The sequence below is a fragment of the Streptomyces sp. NPDC104226 genome (genome assembly GCF_055584085.1).
Genome location: NZ_JBVJMS010000008.1, coordinates 356,429 through 373,666, shown reverse-complemented (window position 1 = coordinate 373,666; position 17,238 = coordinate 356,429). Strand labels below are relative to the sequence as shown.

Annotated in this window: 17 protein-coding genes; 6 read left to right on the top strand and 11 right to left on the bottom strand. The window is 72.8% G+C overall.

From position 1 onward, the window contains the following. Positions 1–17: 17 nt before the first annotated feature. The 4 genes from ACZ60J_RS26060 (at position 18) to ACZ60J_RS26045 (ending at position 3,164) form a co-directional block, all read left to right on the top strand. Complete coding sequence (locus ACZ60J_RS26060; protein ID WP_469685610.1) at positions 18–1,661, top strand: FAD-dependent oxidoreductase; 1,644 nt, start codon at positions 18–20, stop codon at positions 1,659–1,661. Positions 1,662–1,749: 88 nt separating this feature from the next. Further along, positions 1,750–2,259, top strand: a complete 510-nt coding sequence (locus ACZ60J_RS26055; protein WP_469685406.1) for a hypothetical protein — start codon at positions 1,750–1,752, stop codon at positions 2,257–2,259. A gap of 87 nt (positions 2,260–2,346) precedes the next feature. Beyond that, complete coding sequence (locus ACZ60J_RS26050; RefSeq protein WP_469685404.1) at positions 2,347–2,676, top strand: putative quinol monooxygenase; 330 nt, start codon at positions 2,347–2,349, stop codon at positions 2,674–2,676. Then, positions 2,673–3,164, top strand: coding sequence for a group II truncated hemoglobin (locus tag ACZ60J_RS26045; protein ID WP_469685403.1), 492 nt, complete (start codon positions 2,673–2,675; stop codon positions 3,162–3,164). Before ACZ60J_RS26050 ends, ACZ60J_RS26045 begins: the two co-directional genes overlap by 4 nt. A 55-nt stretch (positions 3,165–3,219) precedes the next feature. On the opposite strand, the gene ACZ60J_RS26040 is transcribed toward ACZ60J_RS26045, so the two are convergent. From ACZ60J_RS26040 to rpe, 6 genes are all read right to left on the bottom strand, one after another. Next, positions 3,220–4,713: an MFS transporter gene (locus ACZ60J_RS26040; RefSeq protein ID WP_469685402.1), complete on the bottom strand. Its 1,494-nt coding sequence runs from the start codon at positions 4,711–4,713 to the stop codon at positions 3,220–3,222. Between the two features lie 133 nt (positions 4,714–4,846). After that, complete coding sequence (locus ACZ60J_RS26035) at positions 4,847–5,290, bottom strand: barstar family protein (protein ID WP_469685401.1); 444 nt, start codon at positions 5,288–5,290, stop codon at positions 4,847–4,849. Continuing rightward, on the bottom strand, positions 5,287–5,766 hold the full coding sequence (locus ACZ60J_RS26030) for a guanyl-specific ribonuclease (protein WP_469685399.1): 480 nt from the start codon (positions 5,764–5,766) through the stop codon (positions 5,287–5,289). Before ACZ60J_RS26030 ends, ACZ60J_RS26035 begins: the two co-directional genes overlap by 4 nt. A gap of 49 nt (positions 5,767–5,815) precedes the next feature. Then, entirely contained in the window at positions 5,816–6,040 is a 225-nt protein-coding gene (locus ACZ60J_RS26025; RefSeq protein WP_382969930.1) for a hypothetical protein, read from the bottom strand. Between the two features lie 136 nt (positions 6,041–6,176). Further along, positions 6,177–7,190 (bottom strand): sugar-binding transcriptional regulator, encoded by a 1,014-nt coding sequence (locus tag ACZ60J_RS26020; RefSeq protein WP_250741550.1) that lies wholly within the window; start codon positions 7,188–7,190, stop codon positions 6,177–6,179. A gap of 138 nt (positions 7,191–7,328) precedes the next feature. Continuing rightward, positions 7,329–8,015 (bottom strand): ribulose-phosphate 3-epimerase, encoded by a 687-nt coding sequence (rpe, locus tag ACZ60J_RS26015; protein WP_469685397.1) that lies wholly within the window; start codon positions 8,013–8,015, stop codon positions 7,329–7,331. Positions 8,016–8,160: 145 nt separating this feature from the next. Here rpe and ACZ60J_RS26010 point away from each other — a divergent pair, with 145 nt between their 5' ends. Next, positions 8,161–8,865 (top strand): bleomycin resistance protein, encoded by a 705-nt coding sequence (locus ACZ60J_RS26010; RefSeq protein WP_469685395.1) that lies wholly within the window; start codon positions 8,161–8,163, stop codon positions 8,863–8,865. Between the two features lie 22 nt (positions 8,866–8,887). Here ACZ60J_RS26010 and ACZ60J_RS26005 read toward each other — a convergent pair whose 3' ends face one another. From ACZ60J_RS26005 to fmt, 3 genes are all read right to left on the bottom strand, one after another. Beyond that, entirely contained in the window at positions 8,888–9,862 is a 975-nt protein-coding gene (locus tag ACZ60J_RS26005; protein WP_469685393.1) for a helix-turn-helix transcriptional regulator, read from the bottom strand. 10 nt (positions 9,863–9,872) lie between these two features. Next, entirely contained in the window at positions 9,873–11,339 is a 1,467-nt protein-coding gene (locus ACZ60J_RS26000; protein WP_469685391.1) for an RsmB/NOP family class I SAM-dependent RNA methyltransferase, read from the bottom strand. 77 nt (positions 11,340–11,416) lie between these two features. Then, positions 11,417–12,361: a methionyl-tRNA formyltransferase gene (gene fmt / locus ACZ60J_RS25995; RefSeq protein WP_469685389.1), complete on the bottom strand. Its 945-nt coding sequence runs from the start codon at positions 12,359–12,361 to the stop codon at positions 11,417–11,419. Positions 12,362–12,622: 261 nt separating this feature from the next. Between fmt and ACZ60J_RS25990 the strand changes: the two genes are divergently transcribed. Next, complete coding sequence (locus ACZ60J_RS25990; RefSeq protein WP_469685387.1) at positions 12,623–13,138, top strand: hypothetical protein; 516 nt, start codon at positions 12,623–12,625, stop codon at positions 13,136–13,138. A 411-nt stretch (positions 13,139–13,549) separates the two neighbouring features. Here ACZ60J_RS25990 and ACZ60J_RS25985 read toward each other — a convergent pair whose 3' ends face one another. Continuing rightward, positions 13,550–15,673 (bottom strand): primosomal protein N', encoded by a 2,124-nt coding sequence (locus ACZ60J_RS25985; protein WP_469685385.1) that lies wholly within the window; start codon positions 15,671–15,673, stop codon positions 13,550–13,552. 230 nt (positions 15,674–15,903) lie between these two features. After that, positions 15,904–17,112 carry a methionine adenosyltransferase gene (gene metK, locus ACZ60J_RS25980; protein WP_469685383.1) on the bottom strand — a complete coding sequence of 403 codons (1,209 nt, stop codon included), beginning with the start codon at positions 17,110–17,112 and terminating at the stop codon, positions 15,904–15,906. Positions 17,113–17,238: the final 126 nt, after the last annotated feature.

The window sequence follows — 17,238 nt, the reverse complement described above, 5'->3', positions numbered from 1 at the left end:
GCCGCAAGCCCGTCATCCTGGCCGTGGACGACGACCCGCAGGTGCTGCGCGCCGTCCGCCGCGACCTGCGCAGCGCGTACGGTGACCGCTACCGGGTGCTCGGCGCCTCCTCGGCCGCCGACGCCCTCAAGATCCTGGACTCCCTCGACGAGCGCGGCCACGACCCGGCGCTCTTCCTCGTCGACCAGCGGATGCCGGACGTCACCGGGGTCGAGTTCCTGCTGGAGGCGGTCAGCCGCTTCCCCGACGCCCGCCGCGTGCTCCTCACCGCGTACGCCGAGACCGACGCGGCGATCACCGCCATCAACCGGGTCCGCCTGGACTACTACCTGCTCAAGCCCTGGGACCCGCCGCACGAGCGGCTCTTCCCGGTCCTGGACGATCTGCTCTCCGACTGGCTCGCCACCTACCGCCCGGCGTACGACGGGATCATCGTCGCGGGCCACCTGGTCTCCCCCGGCACCCACGCCGTCCGCGACTTCTTCACCCGCAACGGCCAGCCCTTCCGCTTCCTCAACGTCGAGCGGGACCCCGAGGCGCTGACCGTGATCGCCGCCGCCCAGCCCGACGCCGCGCTGCCCCTGGTCCGCTTCCCGGACGGCTCGGTGCTCTCCGCGCCGACCGACACGCAGCTCGCCCAGCGCCTGGGGCTGGCCACCACCGCCTCGCGCCCGCACTACGAGTGCGTCATCGTCGGCGCGGGCCCGGCGGGCCTGGCGGCCGGCGTCTACTCCGCCTCGGAGGGCCTGTCCACGCTCATGCTGGACTCTCGCGCCCCGGGCGGCCAGGCGGGCACCTCCAGCCTGATCGAGAACTACCTCGGCTTCCCCTCGGGCCTCTCCGGCGGCGACCTGACCCGCCGCGCCACCATCCAGGCCTCCCGCTTCGGAGCCGAGATCCTGCACCCGGTGGAGGTGACCTCGCTGACCCGCGACGACCCGGCGAAGATCCTGACCCTGGCGGACGGTACGGAGATCAGCGCCGAGACGGTGCTCCTGGCGACCGGGGTCGCGTACAACCGCCTGGACGCCCCGGGCGCCGACCGCTTCGAGGGCGCCGGGCTCTACTACGGCGCGGCGACCACGGAGAGCTCCGCGTGCATCTCGCAGCACGTGTTCATCGTGGGCGGGGCCAACTCGGCCGGCCAGGCCGCCGTGCACTTCGCCAAGTACGCCGCCCGGGTCACGATCCTGGTCCGCGCGGCCTCGCTCGACGACAGCATGTCCCGCTACCTGATCGACGAGATCGAGCGCACCCCCAACATCGAGGTGCGGGTCCGCACGACGGTCGTCCGCCTGGACGGCGAGGACCACCTCGAACGCCTGACCCTCCACGACGCCGGGACCGGCGAGGACAAGGAGGTCCCGGCCCGCTTCATGTTCACCTTCATCGGCGCCCGTCCGCACACGGGGTGGCTGGCCGGGGTGGTGGAGCGGGACGAGTACGGCTTCGTGCTCACCGGCTCGGACCTGATCTCCAACGGCGGCGAACTCCCGGAGGAATGGAGCCTGGAGCGCGCCCCGTACCCGCTGGAGACCAGCGTCCCCGGGGTCTTCGCTGCGGGGGACGTACGGGCCCACTCGGTCAAGCGCGTCGCCTCGGGCGTGGGCGAGGGAGCCATGGCGGTCTCCCTGATCCACCGCTACCGCTCGATGGGCTGACCCCTGTGGGCTGATCCCTGTGGGCTGAGAGCGAACAGCGGCCGGACCCCCTTGCGATCAAGGAAGCACCGGACGCACCGTTGATTACATGATTACATCCGAGCAGAACGAGCAGCTCCGCTCCTGGTTCGCCGAGCGGCTGCCGGTGGACGTCTACGCGTCGCTCCTCTCGGTCACGGTCGACCGGGAGGAGATCACCGTCGTCGGTGAGATACCCGCGACCGAATCGGTGGCGGCCTTCCGCGAGCGCACCCGGGAACAGCGCGTCGAGGTGGCCCGGGAAGCGGAGGAGCTCTACCGCCGCAAGGTGTCCTGGGCCGCCCAGTCGGGCGAGGAGCGGACGCTCTTCACCCACCTCGCGGCCCCCGTCATGACCCGCCTGCGCCAGCCCGAGCGGCAGGTCCTGGACACCCTGGTCGCGGGCGGCGTCGCCCGCAGCCGCGCCGACGCCCTGGCCTGGTGCGTCCGCCTGGTCGGCCGCAACACCGACACCTGGCTGACGGACCTGCGGGAGTCCCTGGACCGGGTGCAGCAGGTCCGCGCGGAAGGTCCCGATGTCTCCGACTCCCGATCCGACTCCCAGAAGTCCGGGTCATAACGGCGAAAGATCTCCCGGCGCCCGCAAGATCGCGCAAGCCTGGCACGGACCACCGGCGATCGACGCCCGACCCGAGAGGCCCGCACCATGACGACCACCGTCGAGTACATCCGTTACCGGATCTCCTTGGAAGATCAGCCGGCTTTCGAAGACGCGTACGTCAGGGCCTCCGAGTCCCTGGCCGCCTCGCCGGAGTGCATCGACTACGAGCTCGCCCGCTGCGACGAAGAGCCCGAGCGCTACATCCTCCGCATCCGCTGGACCTCGATCGACGCCCACCTGAACGGTTTCCGCAAGGGCGAGCACTTCCCCGCGTTCTTCAGCGCGATCCGCCCGTACGTCACGGCCATCGAGGAGATGCAGCACTACCTCGTCACCGAGGTGGCCGGCCCCGGAAAGGCTTCCACCCCGTCATGAGCACCACACCCGGCACCACACCGGACACCACGCCGACGATCTACGAGTGGATGGGCGGCGAGGAGGCGATGAACCGCCTCACGGACGTCTTCTACTCCCACGCCCTGCAGGACGAGATCCTGGCCCCGGTCTTCGCGGGCATGGACTCCGAGCACCCCCGGCACGTGGCGGTCTGGCTGGCGGAGGTCTTCGGCGGCCCGAAGCAGTACACCGCCTCCCACGGCGGCCACCGGCACATGGCCACCAAGCACCTGGGCCGCGGCATCACCGAACAGCAGCGCCGCCGCTGGGTGGACCTCCTGACCGACACGGCCGACGAGGTGGGCCTGCCCACGGACCCGGAGTTCCGCGCGGTCTTCGCGTACTACATCGAGTGGGGCACCCGCATGGCCCTGATCTACTCGGGCCCCACCCCACCCCCGGTCGACGCGGCGGACATCCCGGTCTGGTCCTGGGGCCAGACACCCCCCTGGATCCCGAAGCCCTGACCCCGACACCCCCGCACCCCGGCGGAGCCACCGGGCTCCGCCGGGCCCGGCCCGGTCAGAACCTCGGGTCCGGGGAGCGGGCCGCGCACAGCTCCGCGGCCTCCTCCTGCGTCTCGACGGAGGGAGGCGAGCCGTCGAGCGGTCGGCGCGCGCTCTCCTTCATGCAGGCCACGGCGATGATGCCGACCAGCGCCGCCCCCATCGAGTAGTAGGCGGGCACCAGGTTCGAGCCGCTCCAGCCGATCAGGGCGGTGACCACCAGCGGGGTCGTCCCGCCGAAGAGCGAGGTCGACAGGTTGTAGCCGACCGACAGGGAGCCGTACCGGACCCGGGTGGGGAACAGGGCGGGCAGGGCTGCGGACATCGTGGCGAGCAGGCAGACCAGCGACAGCCCCAGCGCGAGCGTGCCGAGCGAGACCGCGAGGACACTGCCCTGGCCGATCAGGAGGAACGCGGGCAGGGAGAGCACGAGGAACCCCGCCATGCCCGAGGTCAGCACCGGCTTGCGGCCGAACCGGTCGGAGAGCCTGCCCACCCGGCTGATCACCAGCATCAGGAAGACCATCATGCCCAGCAGGACGAGCAGTCCGTGCGTCTCGCTGTATCCCAGCTCGTCCGACAGGTAGGTCGGCAGGTATGACAGCACCAGGTAGACGTTGATGTTGTACGCGCCGACCAGGCAGACGCACAGGACCAGGGCCGGCCAGTGGTCTCGGAAGATCTTCGCGAGGTCGCCCTTGGTGGTGCCCTCCCCGGCGTCCGCGGCCTCCGTGGCCGGCGCCGTGCCGCCGTCCAGCTTCCGGAAGGCGGGGGTCTCCTCCAGACGCAGCCGCAGGTAGAGGCCGACCAGGCCCAGCGGCCCGGCGACGAGGAAGGGGATGCGCCAGCCCCAGGCCTCCATCTGCCCGTCGTCCAGCAGGGCGTACAGCGTGGTGACGAGGCCGGCCGCGCCGACGTACCCGGCCAGGGTGCCGAACTCCAGGAAGCTGCCGAAGAACCCGCGGCGCTTGTCGGGCGCGTACTCGGCGATGAAGGTGGAGGCGCCGCCGTATTCGCCGCCGGTCGAGAAGCCCTGGACCATGCGGAAGAGGATCAGCAGGGCGGGGGCCCACAGGCCGATCGCCTCGTGCGAAGGGATGAGCCCGATCGCGAACGTGCCCGCGGCCATCATGATCATGGTGAGTGCCAGGACCCGCTTGCGGCCCAGGCGGTCGCCCATCGGGCCGAAGAACATCCCGCCCAGCGGCCTGACCAGGAAGGCCACGGCGAAGGTCGCAAAGGACGACAGCAGCTGGGTGGTGTCGTTCCCCGACGGGAAGAACACGTGCCCGAGGGTGACGGCCAGGTAGGAGTAGATGCCGAAGTCGAACCACTCCATGGCGTTGCCGAGCGAGGCCGCCTTGACGGCGCGCATGACCGTCGCCCCGTCCGTGACGGTGATGTCCGTCCTGCGGAGTCTGGGATTCCTGCGCTGCCTGACGGCCCGGAAGAGAATGGGGTGGCGCTTCACCGCTTCGGGATCGGCCACCTGCGGGGGATGGGGGGCCACGACGGGCCGTCCTTTCCTCGGTGGGTGCTCCAGCCATCCCGTCTGCACGATCACCGGGCTCCCAAACGGCCCGACCGGCCGATTGCGACCTGGATCACACCGAGGCGGCCCCGTCCCGAGCGTGCCCTGGGCTTCAGCCCCGCCGGCGTTTGACGCGCGGGGTCCGGGTCTGAGCCCCGGCCGCGGGCCCCGGGTCGGCCTCGGCGAGCAGCACCGTCAGCCCCGGCACGGGCTCACCGTCCTCGTCCTCGGACTCGGCCCGCCAGAAGTCGACGGCCTCCTCCAGGACCTCGCGCAGCGTCTCCCAGTCCCCGGGCCGCACCTGCGCATAGCCCTGCCAGGAAGTCACGGCCAGCAGCCGCCCCGGCGCCGCGGGCAGCCAGGACAGATCCCGCAGCGCGTCGGCCAGCGCGTCCCAGTTCCCCCCGACGTACTCGGGCGCCTCCAGCGCGGCCCCGAACCTCCGCATCAGCTCCGCCTTGGTCCGTACCCCGTCCAGGTCCAGCCGTACGGTCGCCCAGCCGGCGGCCTCGGCCGCTCGGAGCGCGGGTGTCAGAGGCCGCGGGTCCAGGGTCATCGGAGAACCGCCTTGAAGGTCTCGTAGTGGTCGGCCGTGTAGTAGAACTCCCCGCCCCCACCGGTCACGATCCGCCGGGCCCCACGGTCCCGCTCACCGGGCGTCTTCACGGTGAACTCGTGGTAGTAGCCGCGCTTCTTCTGCGGCAGGACCTTCTCGAAATTGCCGAAGACGGTCCCGTCCTGGCGGTACTGGTACGGCCCGCCCTTGTCGATCAGCGCCAGCACGTCCCGGGCCTGCTGCGGCAGCGCCGAGGCCCGTACCGTCGCCATGCCCTTCGCCCATCCGGGCGTCGGCACGGCGGAACTCGCCGCCCCGCTCGGGGCGACGTCAACGCCGGAGCCGGCGCTCGCGCTGGCGGCCGCGGCAGGCGCGGGTTTCTTCCCGCTGCAGCCCACCGCACCGACCAGCGCCGCGCAGAGGAACACGGCCCCCAGCACACGCAGCAACGATCGGGGCACGTTCCGAAAGATCATGCACCGATCGTGCCAAATATCCGATTCTCCCGCGAATTGCGCGGTGTCTTCAGAGGGCGGACATCTTCGTGTACGGACTCAGGATGCGCTTGCGGACCTCAGGCCCGAATTCGACGAGGACAGCGATCCCCTCCTCAATGGCGACGACACGGCCGAGGCCGTGCTCGTCGTGAGAAACCCGGTCGCCGACGTTGAAGTGCCGGAGCGGCGCTTCCACGGGGGCCTTGAACGGGCTGGACGGCAGATGGCGGCGAGGTACTGCGGACTTTGTCATTGAACCCAGTATGCGCCCAGCAGGCCGCCGAACGGTCCGCCGTTCGGATCTCAATTACGGCACCATCCGCATCGGCGAACCTCACGTGCCCGCGTTTGACCGGCATTCGTCCGGACAATCGGATCAATCCGAACAATCACTCGTCGGGGTCGGCCCGCTCCAGCGCCGGCCGCAGTCCCGGCTCCGATTCGGTCAGCAGGTAATCCGCCACGGCGGTGTCGGTGACCAGGCTGGTCACCAGCCCCGAGCGCAGTACCGCCCCGATCGCGGAGGCCTTGCGCAGCCCGCCCGCGATGGCGACGACCTCGGGGATCCGGCGCAGCCGGTCCGCCTCCACGGTGATGCAGCGCTCGCCGAGGTCCCGCCCGACCCGGCGCCCCTCGGCGTCGAACAGGTGGGCCGACATCTCGGCGGCGACGCCCAGCGAGGCGTAGTGCGCCCGCTCCTCGTCGCTCAGCATGTCGTGGACGGTCGAGATGCCCGGCTCCCAGGAGCCGATGGAGACGGCGGCGACGGTCACCTTGTCGAAGTACTCGAAGGCCCGCGCGATCCCCGTCTGGCTCCGCAGGGCGGCCGCGGTGGCCGGATCGGGCAGCAGCATCGGCGCGTAGATGGGGTGGGCGTCCCCGCCCGACACCTGCGCGGCCCTGCGCACGGCCTCCACCGATCCGCGTTCGGCCGTCCCGGCGTCGTACACGCCCGTCAGCTGGACGACGGTGCAGGGAGGCAGCCGGTGCAGGGAGGCGGCCATGTGGATGGTCGACCGCCCCCAGGCGAGGCCCAGCACGTCGCCCTCGTTGACGAGTTCGCCCAGCAGGTCGGCGGCGACTGCACCCAGGTTCTCCGGGTCCGGCGCGTCCTCGGTGGCATCGGCGGGAGACTCCACGACCACGGCGTGCCGCAGCCCGTACCGGGCGCGCAGCGCGTCGGACCGCTCCGCGTCCAGCTCGGCCGGTACGCGGATCTCGATGCGCACGAGGTCGCGCTCCAGGGCGGTCTCCAGGACCCGGGCCACCTTGAAGCGGCTCACGCCGAACTCCTCGGCGATCTGGATCTTGGACTTCCCCTCCAGGTAGAAACGGCGCGCCATGGCCGCCGCCTGCACCAGCTCCGCGGGTCCCATCCGCAGGGCTGACCGTCCCGCCGACATTGCAGACACCGCGCTCTCCTCACTGCTGTTCACACCATCGTGTTCACACTCTCGACTCGCCGTTCATCCTGTCAGATCCGACGGCCGTTGATCAGCCTGGACAGCTCCCGTTCACCGAGCTGTTCACCAAGCCTTGTTTCAGTGGTTGCAAGCCCAGGGCGCAGCGGCGATCGCCGCATCCGCCTGGTCACGCAGCGTGCGTACGGCCGCCGCCGGATCGACCGCTCCGTAGACCGCGCTGCCCGCCACGAACACGTCGGCGCCGGCCTCGGCGCACCGCTCGATGGTCGTCGCGGAGACGCCTCCGTCGACCTGGAGCCACAGCTCCAGACCGTGCCTGGAGATGAGCTCCCGGGTCCGGCGGATCTTGGGGAGCATGATGTCGAGGAAGGGCTGACCGCCGAAGCCGGGCTCCACGGTCATGATCAGCAGCATGTCGAGCTCGGGGAGGATGTCCTCGTACTGCTCGATGGGCGTCGCGGGCTTCAGCGCCATGGACGCCCGCGCCCCCTTGGCCCGGATCTCCCGCGCGAGCCGTACGGGCGCCGCGGCGGCCTCGGCGTGGAAGGTCACGGAACCCGCGCCGGCCTCGATGTACTGGGGAGCCCAGCGGTCGGGGTCTTCGATCATGAGGTGCAGGTCGAGCGGGATGTCCGTCGCCCGGCTGAGCGACTCCACGATCGGCATGCCGAGGGTGAGGTTCGGGACGAAGTGGTTGTCCATGACGTCGACGTGCAGCCAGTCGGCGCCCTGGACGGCCTTCGCCTCCTCGGCGAGCCGGGCGAAGTCGGCGGACAAGATGCTGGGATTGATCTGAACGGCCATGCCCCAAGCGTGCCATGCCGCAATCGCCTTCCGGCCACTACCCCGGAAGTGGGGTGCAGAGGGCCTCTCCCGGGGGGAGGAGAAGAGGGACACAGCATGCTATTCAAGTTTGACTAGTTGGGTCGGACGGTCCTACGGTCGGAGGATGAGCGAGAAACTGGCGGCGATACTCCCCTGCAGGTCCGTCCCCGAGACGGTCGGCTTCTACAAGGCGATCGGCTTCGAGGTCACGTTCCACCAAGAACGCCCCTACGCCTACGCCGTCGTGCGGCACGGTGACGTCGAGTTGCAGTTCGCGGCGCTGAAGGGCTTCGATCCGGCCGGGTCGTACGGCGCGTGCTACATCACGACCGACGACGTCGACGGGCTGTACGCGAAGTTCCGCGCCGGTCTGAAGCAGGAGCTGGGCAGGATCCCGACCCGCGGCCTGCCCCGGATCGGTCCGCTGAAGGACACCACCTACGGGGTGCGGCAGTTCATCATGGCCGACCCTGGCGGCAACAGCATTCGCATCGGCCAACCGATCAGCGAGGACCTCCGCCACGCACCGGTCCCGAAGGAACCGGTGGCCAAGGCCCTCCACATGGCCTCCCTGCTCGGCGATTCCAAGGAGGACCACCGGGCCGCCGCCAAGATCCTCGACCGCCTCCTCTCCTCCGAGACGCTCGACGTCCCTCCCCCGGCCCGGGTCAAGGCCCTCGTCCTGCGCGCCGCCATGGCCGTCCACCTGGACGACGGCCCCCTCGCCGCCCGGCTGCTGTCCGAGGCCGACCGGATCCCGCTCTCGGCCTCCGACCGCGCCACCCTCGCCGACGACCTCCGCCGCGCGGAGGACCTCCGCGCCGGCTGACCCGGAGGCCGGCGCGGAGCCCTCACCCCGGGTCGCCGTAGCGCGCCGCGATCGCCGCGCCACGGTCCCGCAGCCACGTGCGCAGTGACTGCGGGGCCAGGGCCTCCCCGTCCATGCCGAGCTGCCACAGCGCCCACCGGGCGTGCCGGGCGTCCTGGAAGGTGACCTCCAGGCGCAGCCAGCCGTCCGCGTCGGGTTCCTCCGCGCGGACCGCCAGTGCGGTGTCGAACAGGTCCTCCCGCCGGGCCGGGTTGACCCGGAGCAGCACGGCGACGTGGTCGCCGCCGGAGAGGAACCGCGCGGAGCGCTCCCGCCAGATCCGGTCCAGATCGACCCGGCCCGGGCGCTCGGCCGCTTCGGGGAGTTCCTCGGCGGCCAGCACCCGCGACAGCCGGTAGGTGCGGTCCTCGCCGGATCGCGTGGCCAGCAGGTAGGCCCGGTCCCGTACGGTGACCAGCCCGATCGGGTCCACCGTGCGCCACTGCGGCGGCTCGCCCGTGGCCGCGTAGCGGATCCGCAGCTTGTGTCCGGCGAGGACCGCGCGCCGGACCTCGATCATCGTGCCGCCGGGCACCTCCTCGGTGACCAGGCGGCGCGAGAGCAGGTCGGCCTCCGGGTCGACGAGGAACCGCTGGGCTGCGTCGTTGGCGGCGGCCAGGTGGCTCACGGGCAGCGCGTCGACCACCTTGCGCATCGCCGAAGCGAGCTGCGGGCCCAGGCCGAACGCCTGCTCGCCGCGCCCCGGTCCGGCCGTCAGCAGGGCGAGGGTCTCGTCGTGGTTCAGACCGGTGAGCTCGGTGCGGAACCCGGGCGACAGCGCGAACCCGCCGTGCCGGCCGCGCTCCGCGTAGACCGGGACCCCCGCGGCCGACAGCGCCTCGATGTCGCGCAGCACCGTACGGGGGGACACCTCCAGCTCGCGGGCGAGCGTGTCCGCGGTCAGCCGGCCGCGCTGACGCAACAGCAGCACCAGCGAGACCAACCGGTCTGCGCGCATGCGGAAACCGCTAGCCGGTCCGGCGGATCAGCGCCAGGTACATCGCGTCCGTGCCGTGCAAGTGCGGCCACAGCTGTACGTCCGGCCCGTCGCCCAGCGCCGGGACGTCCTGCATGTACTCCCGCGCGTCGATCAGCTCCGCCTCGATCGGGACCGCACCCGCGCCGCGCCCCTTCAGTACGTCCTCCACCACCACCCGGGTCTCCGCCAGGTGCGGCGAGCAGGTCGCGTAGCCCACGACGCCGCCCACGCGGACGGCCGAGAGCGCCTCGCGCAGCAGTCCCCGCTGGAGCGGCGCGAAGTTCTCCAGGTCCTCCGGCCGGCGGCGCCAGCGCGACTCCGGGCGGCGGCGCAGCGCGCCCAGGCCCGAGCAGGGCACGTCCATCAGGACGCGGTCGAACGAGCCCGGCAGCCACGGCGGACGCGTCCCGTCGGCCGTGATGACCTGGTAGGGCCCCGGGTTGCCGGCGAGCGCACGCTCGACCAGCCGGGCCCGGTGGGGCTGCTTCTCGGAGGCCAGCAGGAACGCACCGCGCTGGGCGGCGAGCGCCGCGAGCAGTGCGGCCTTGCCGCCCGGCCCGGCGCAGCCGTCGAGCCAGCGCTCGTCGCGGCCCTCGACCGGAACGGCCGCCAGGGCCATCGCCACCAGCTGGCTGCCTTCGTCCTGGACACCGGCGCGGCCCTCGCGCACCGCCTCCAGCGCGCCCGGTTCGCCGCCCTCGGCCATCCTGACCGCGTACGGGGACCAGCGTCCCGGCAGCGCCGACTCCTCGCCCACCGCCTCCAGCAGCTCCTGCGCCGTGGACCGCCCGGGCCGTGCCACGAGGGTGACCTCGGGCCGCTCGTTGTCCGCTTCCAGCAGGTCCTCGATCCCGGCCCGGCCGCCGCCCAGCGAGTCCCACAGGGCGCTGACGACCCACCTCGGGTGCGAGTGGTAGACCGCGAGGTGCTCCTCCGCGTCGTCCTCGTACGGCGGGGCGACCTTCTCCAGCCACCCTTCGAGGTCGTGCGCGGAGATCTTGCGCAGGACCGCGTTGACGAACTTCGCCCGCCCGTCGCCGAGCACCACCCGGGCCAGCTCCACGCTCGCGGACACCGCCGCGTGGGTGGGGATCCGGGTCCCGAGCAGCTGGTGCGCGCCGAGCGAGAGCACGTCGAGCACCGGCGGGTCGACCTCGCGCAGCGGGCGGTCGATGCAGGCCTTGATGACCGCGTCGTACGTGCCCTGGCGGCGCAGGGTCCCGTACACGAGCTCGGTGGCCAGCGCCGCGTCCCGCGCCTGGAAGGTCTCGTCCTTGCGGGCCTTCTTCAGCAGCGGCGGCAGCACGAGGTTCGCGTACGCGTCGCGCTCGTCCACCGCCCGCAGCACCTCGAAGGCCAGCATCCGGACGGGGTCCTTCTTGGGCCTGCGGTACGGCTTGGCGGGCTTGCCGTTGGCCTTGGTGGCGGCGGGTCGGCGAGGGGGCTGTTCGCTCACGTGAAAGGTGCTCCGGGATTACGTAACGCTATGACGATGGAACGAAAGAACGAAGGGGACGAAGGCGACTCCGCAGATCAGCGTACGTCGGCCCCGCCCAGCCGCTCACCCGGAGCGATGCGCACCCCGCGCGCCCAGTCGGCGGCCTTCATCGGCTTCTTGCCCTGCGGCTGCACCCAGAGCAGCTCCACGGCGTGCGAGCCGGTGCCGACGTAGACGTTGTTCTTGGCGGCGCCCAGGTCGCCCGGCTCCAGGTCGGTCCGGTCCGCGACCGGCGCGACCGAGACCAGCTTGAGCCGCTCCCCCCGGAAGACCGTCCAGGCGCCCGGCGCCGGAGTGCAGCCGCGCACCAGCCGGTCGACGCGCATCGCGGGCGCGTTCCAGTCGACCCGGGCGTCCTCGACGGTGATCTTCGGCGCCAGCGAGACCCCGTCGGCGGGCTGCTCCACCGCGCGCAGGGTGCCGTCCTCGATGCCGTCCATGGTGGCGACGAGCAGCCCGGAGCCGGCGAAGGCGAGACGGGTCAGCAGGTCGCCGCTGGTGTCGGTGGGCCGGATCTCCTCGGTGAGGATCCCGAAGACGGGCCCGGTGTCGAGCCCCTCCTCGATCCGGAAGGTGGAGGCGCCGGTGACCTGGTCACCCGCCATGATCGACTGCTGCACGGGAGCGGCGCCGCGCCATGCGGGCAGCAGCGAGAAGTGCAGGTTGACCCAGCCGTGCTTCGGGATCTCCAGGGCGTCCTTGGGGATCAGCGCGCCGTACGCGACCACCGGGCAGCAGTCGGGCCCGATCTCCCGCAACCGGGCCTGGAACTCCGGATCGCGCGGCCGGGCCGGCTTCAGCACCTCGATGCCGGCTTCCTCGGCGCGCTCGGCGACGGGGCTGGCGACGAGGCGACGGCCCCGGCCGGCCGGGGCGTCGGGCCGGGTGACGACGGCGGCGACCTCGTGGCGCCCGGAGGCGATCAGAGCGTCCAGGGCGGGCACGGCTACCTCGGGGGTGCCTGCGAAGACGAGCTTCACTGGGGTCTACCTCGCTATCTCGGCTGTCAGCAGCGCATCAGTCTATGCGGTGGCCGCACACCGTCCCACTTGCGAGGCGACGCCCCCACCAGGGGGCGTACGCACACACGCGCGCTCCTCGCATATGCCGACACGCCCCCATAGCGTGACCTGCCCACCGGGTAGCGCGTTGGTCAAAGGAGATTGACCGAAACGGGCCGCGAAACAGAACGGTGTCTGCGGCCCTATCCGCTCTTCAGCACCGGTTCGAGAGGCTTCTTCATGGCCGACCACGCCACCCACGACGCCCAAGCACGGGCCAGCCTGCACCTCCTGGTGCGGGACATCGAGCGGGTTCGCCGGCAGGTGGATGCTCTGCGTACGCTCACCGCCCAGCTCGGCAACGTCTACCGCCCGCGCCGCTCAGGCCCCTCCACGGGATTCGTCGTCTACGGCAGGGCCCCCGCACCCACCGTCCGCCTCGCGCAGGAACTGCGGGACAGCGTCGAGACGCTGGTCACCGCCGCGGTCGACTTCGACCGCTCGCTCGGCTTCTCGTGGGACGCGGTCGGCTCGGCGCTCGGCGTCACCAAGCAGGCCGTCCACCGGCGCTACGGTGCCCGGCGGGCGCAGAGCGCCGATTCCGCCGAGCGGGAGCCGCTGGCCGAGGGCACGACGACCCGGACCCTGGGACCCCTGCCCACCGTCCCGGCGGCGCGCTCGGTGCCGCCGCAGCCGGTGCGCGAGGAGGCGGGCGCACCCCGCCCCGCCGCCTTCCCCGGCCCCCGCAACGGCTGACCCCCGACCGCCGGGGCGCCGACCCCCGACGGCCCAGCCCCCGCCGGAACGATCCGACAGATCACCTCCGGCGGGGGCTCCGTCGTCCCCCGCACACCCAGCCCCGCCGGCGTCTGAGGCGCGGGGTCCGGGGCGCAGCCCCGCAGGGTCCGGGGCGCAGCCCCAGGGGGGTCCGGGGCGCAGCCCCAGGGGGGTCCGGGGCGCAGCCCCAGGGGGGTCCGGGGCGCAGCCCCAGGGGGGTCCGGGGCGCAGCCCCAGGGGGGTCCGGGGCGCAGCCCCAGGGAACGGTGGAAGGGCGGGTAGGGGACCTCGCCCCGCAGGGCCGCCCCGCCCGCCGCCCGAGGCCCGCCCGGTGCCCGGGGCCCATCGCCCTAGGCCCGCCGCCCGGGGCCCGGGGCCCGCCGGATCGGATCAGCCGATGTCCAGCGGGTCGATCCGGATCCGGACCGCCTCCGCCGCCGGAACCCCCCGCGCCAGCCGACCCGCCTGAGCCGACTTGAGCGCGGCAGCCAACGCCGCACCGCTCCCCGGCGGGACCCGGACCAGCGCCCGCTCCCCCGCGGCCGCCTCCCCCCGCCGCCCCGGCACCGGCACGGGCCCCAGCACCTCCGCGTCCCCCGGCAGCCCGGCCCCCGCCAGGAAGGCCGAGACGGCCTCGGCGCTGCCCCCGGCGACCGCCGCCATCCGGGAGACCGGCGGGAACCCGAGCTGCGCCCGCTCCGCCAGCTCCCGCACCGCGTGCCCGACGGGATCCCACCGCACCAGCGCCTGGACCGGCCGCAGCGTCGGCTCGGCGACGACCACCACCTGTCCGTCCCCCCGTACCAGCGAGGCCGCCGCGATCCACCGCCGCAGCGCGTCCTCGCTCGCCCGCAGGTCGGGCCGGCTCAGCATGGCCCAGCCGTCCAGCAGCAGCGCCGCCGCGTATCCGGCTCCCGCCGCGACCGGTTCGGCGCCCGGCGTGGACACCACCAGCGCGGGCCGGTCCGGTACCTCGTCGAGGATGTGGTCGCGCCCGGAGGTCCGCACCGGCACCGCCGGAAAGGCCCGCCCCAGCTCCTCCGCGGTCCGCCGCGCGCCCACCACCTGGGCCCGCAGCCGGAACGATCCGCATTCCTCGCAGTGCCAGGCCGGCTCGGCCCGCCCGCACCACCCGCAGTGCAGGTCCCGCGCGTCGGGCGCCTCCAGGGGCCCCGCGCAGGCCGTGCACCGCGCCGGCGTCCGGCACCGCTCGCAGGCCAGCCGGGGCACGTAGCCGCGCCGGGGCACCTGGACGAGCACGGGCCCGGTCTTCAGGCCCTCCCGTACGGTCTCCCAGGCGAGGCTCGGCAGCCGGGCGGCCCGCGCGGCCCCGTCCCGGGCCAGCAGCTCGTCTCCGACGGTCCGGATCCGGGGCGCGTACGTGCGCACCGTCTCGCGGTCGGCGACCAGCGGCCGGGCCCAGCCGGACTCGACGAGCTGCGCGGCCTCCACCGTGCAGCTGGTGCTGCCCACCAGGAAGCCGCAGCCGTCGGTGACGGCGCGCAGTTCCAGCACCTCCCGCACGTGCGGGAAGGGAGCCCGGTCGTCGCTGTGGCTGGAGTCGCCGTCGTCCCAGACGGCGACGAGCCCGAGGTCCCGTACGGGAGCGAACATCGCGGCCCTGGTGCCGACCACGGCGCGCACCGAGCCCCGGCTGACGGCCAGCCACTGGCGGTAGCGCTTCTCCGGTCCCGACTCGGCGGTCAGCAGCGCGTGCCGCCCCTCGCCGAGCAGGGCGGTGAGCGCCGCGTCGACGCGGGCCGCGGTGCGTCCGTCGGGGACCACCGCCAGGGCCCCGCGTCCGGAGGCGAGGGTGGCGGCCATGGCGCGGGCCAGCTCGTCGGCCCAGCCAGGGCCCGGCAGGGCCGTCCACACGGCGCGCGGGGTCCCGCCGCCCGCCAGGGCGCGCAGGAAGCCGGGGCCGGCTCCGTACCGCTCCCAGCCCGCGGGCTCGGGCGCGGCCGGCGGGGGCAGCGGTTCGGGGGACGGCTTGGACTCGGCGCGGGCGCTGCGCGCGGGCAGGGCGAGCTGGAGCACGTCGGCGAGGCTGCCGGCGTACCGGTCGGCGACGGCGCGGGCGAGGGCGAGCATGCGAGGGCCGAGCACGACCTCGGACGAGACGACCTGGGCGAGGGCCGCGAGGGCTCCGTTGTAGTCGGACTCGGCACGGCGCTCGATGACGAAGCCGTCGATGAGTCCGCCGCCCTCGCGGCGGCCGCCGTGGACGCGGTGGCCGCCCGCGCCGAAGCGGACACGGACGCGGACGCCGGGCTGGGCGGCCTCGGAGAGCTCGGCGGGGACCGCGTAGTCGAAGAGCCGGTCGAGGTGGAGCACGCCCTTGTTCACGAGGACCCGGGCGACGGGCAGTTCCTCGGCGACGGCAGCTCCACGCCAGGTACGGGGCTTGGCCTTGGGCGCCTTGGCCTTCGCCTCGGCGACCATCTCCCGCATCAGCGCGAGCTGCTCCGGGGGGCCGCCGGGGCCGTCTGCGACGGGTTCGTTCTCGCTGCTCACAGCAGCATTCTTACCAAAGGGCACCGACAGGGAGTGCCCTCCCGAGGTCTCGGCGGGCGGCGGCGGTACGGCGGTCCTTCGACACCGGGCCCGCGCCCGGCTCCGGATGGAGCCGTCGTCCCTCGCACCGGGAGGGCCCGGGCGGCCTGTGTTCCGGCCGGCCCGGGCCGCAACGCGATACGGCCCCGGACCAGCAGGTCCGGGGCCGTTCGGTTCAAGCGGTGCGGGTCCTACAGACCGGCGGCGGTGCGCAGGGCGTCGACGCGGTCGGTGCGCTCCCAGGTGAAGTCCGGCAGCTCGCGGCCGAAGTGGCCGTAGGCGGCGGTCTGGGCGTAGATCGGGCGGAGCAGGTCGAGGTCGCGGATGATCGCGGCCGGACGCAGGTCGAAGACCTGGCCGATGGCGTTCTCGATCTTGTCGACGTCGACCTTGTGCGTGCCGAAGGTCTCCACGAACAGACCGACGGGCTCGGCCTTGCCGATCGCGTACGCGACCTGAACCTCGCAACGCGCGGCCAGACCGGCGGCGACCACGTTCTTGGCGACCCAGCGCATGGCGTACGCGGCGGAGCGGTCGACCTTGGACGGGTCCTTGCCCGAGAAGGCGCCGCCGCCGTGACGGGCCATACCGCCGTAGGTGTCGATGATGATCTTGCGGCCGGTGAGGCCGGCGTCGCCCATCGGGCCGCCGATCTCGAAGCGGCCGGTCGGGTTGACCAGCAGGCGGTAGCCCTCGGTCTCCAGCTTGATGCCGTCCTCGACCAGCTGGTTCAGGACGTACTCCACGACGAACTCGCGGATGTCCGGAGCGAGCAGCGAGTCCAGGTCGATGTCCGCGGCGTGCTGCGAGGACACGACGACCGTGTCGAGACGGACGGCCTTGTCGCCGTCGTACTCGATGGTGACCTGGGTCTTGCCGTCGGGACGCAGGTACGGGATGGTCCCGTTCTTGCGGACCTCGGACAGCCGCTTCGAGAGGCGGTGCGCGATGTGGATCGGGAGCGGCATCAGCTCGGGGGTCTCGTCGCAGGCGTACCCGAACATCAGGCCCTGGTCGCCGGCACCCTGCTTGTCGAGCTCGTCCTCGTCGCCCTCGACACGCTTCTCGTAGGCGGTGTCGACACCCTGCGCGATGTCCGGGGACTGCGCACCGATGGACACCGACACGCCGCAGGAGGCGCCGTCGAAGCCCTTCTTCGAGGAGTCGTAGCCGATCTCGAGGATCTTGTCGCGGACGAGCTGCGCGATCGGCGCGTACGCCTTCGTCGTCACCTCTCCCGCGATGTGGACGAGACCGGTGGTGATGAGGGTCTCCACGGCGACGCGCGAGGTCGGGTCCTCGGTGAGGAGCGCGTCGAGAATGGTGTCGCTGATCTGGTCAGCGATCTTGTCGGGGTGACCCTCGGTCACAGACTCCGAGGTGAAGAGACGACGGGACACAACGCTCCCTGGGGTTGCAGCGGCTGCTGGCTGAAATATTGGTGGAACCTCATCGGAGGCTGCGCCCGATCACGTTCCGGCTGCAGTTTATCGGTCGCCACCGTTCGCCGGACCACCCGTCTCGCC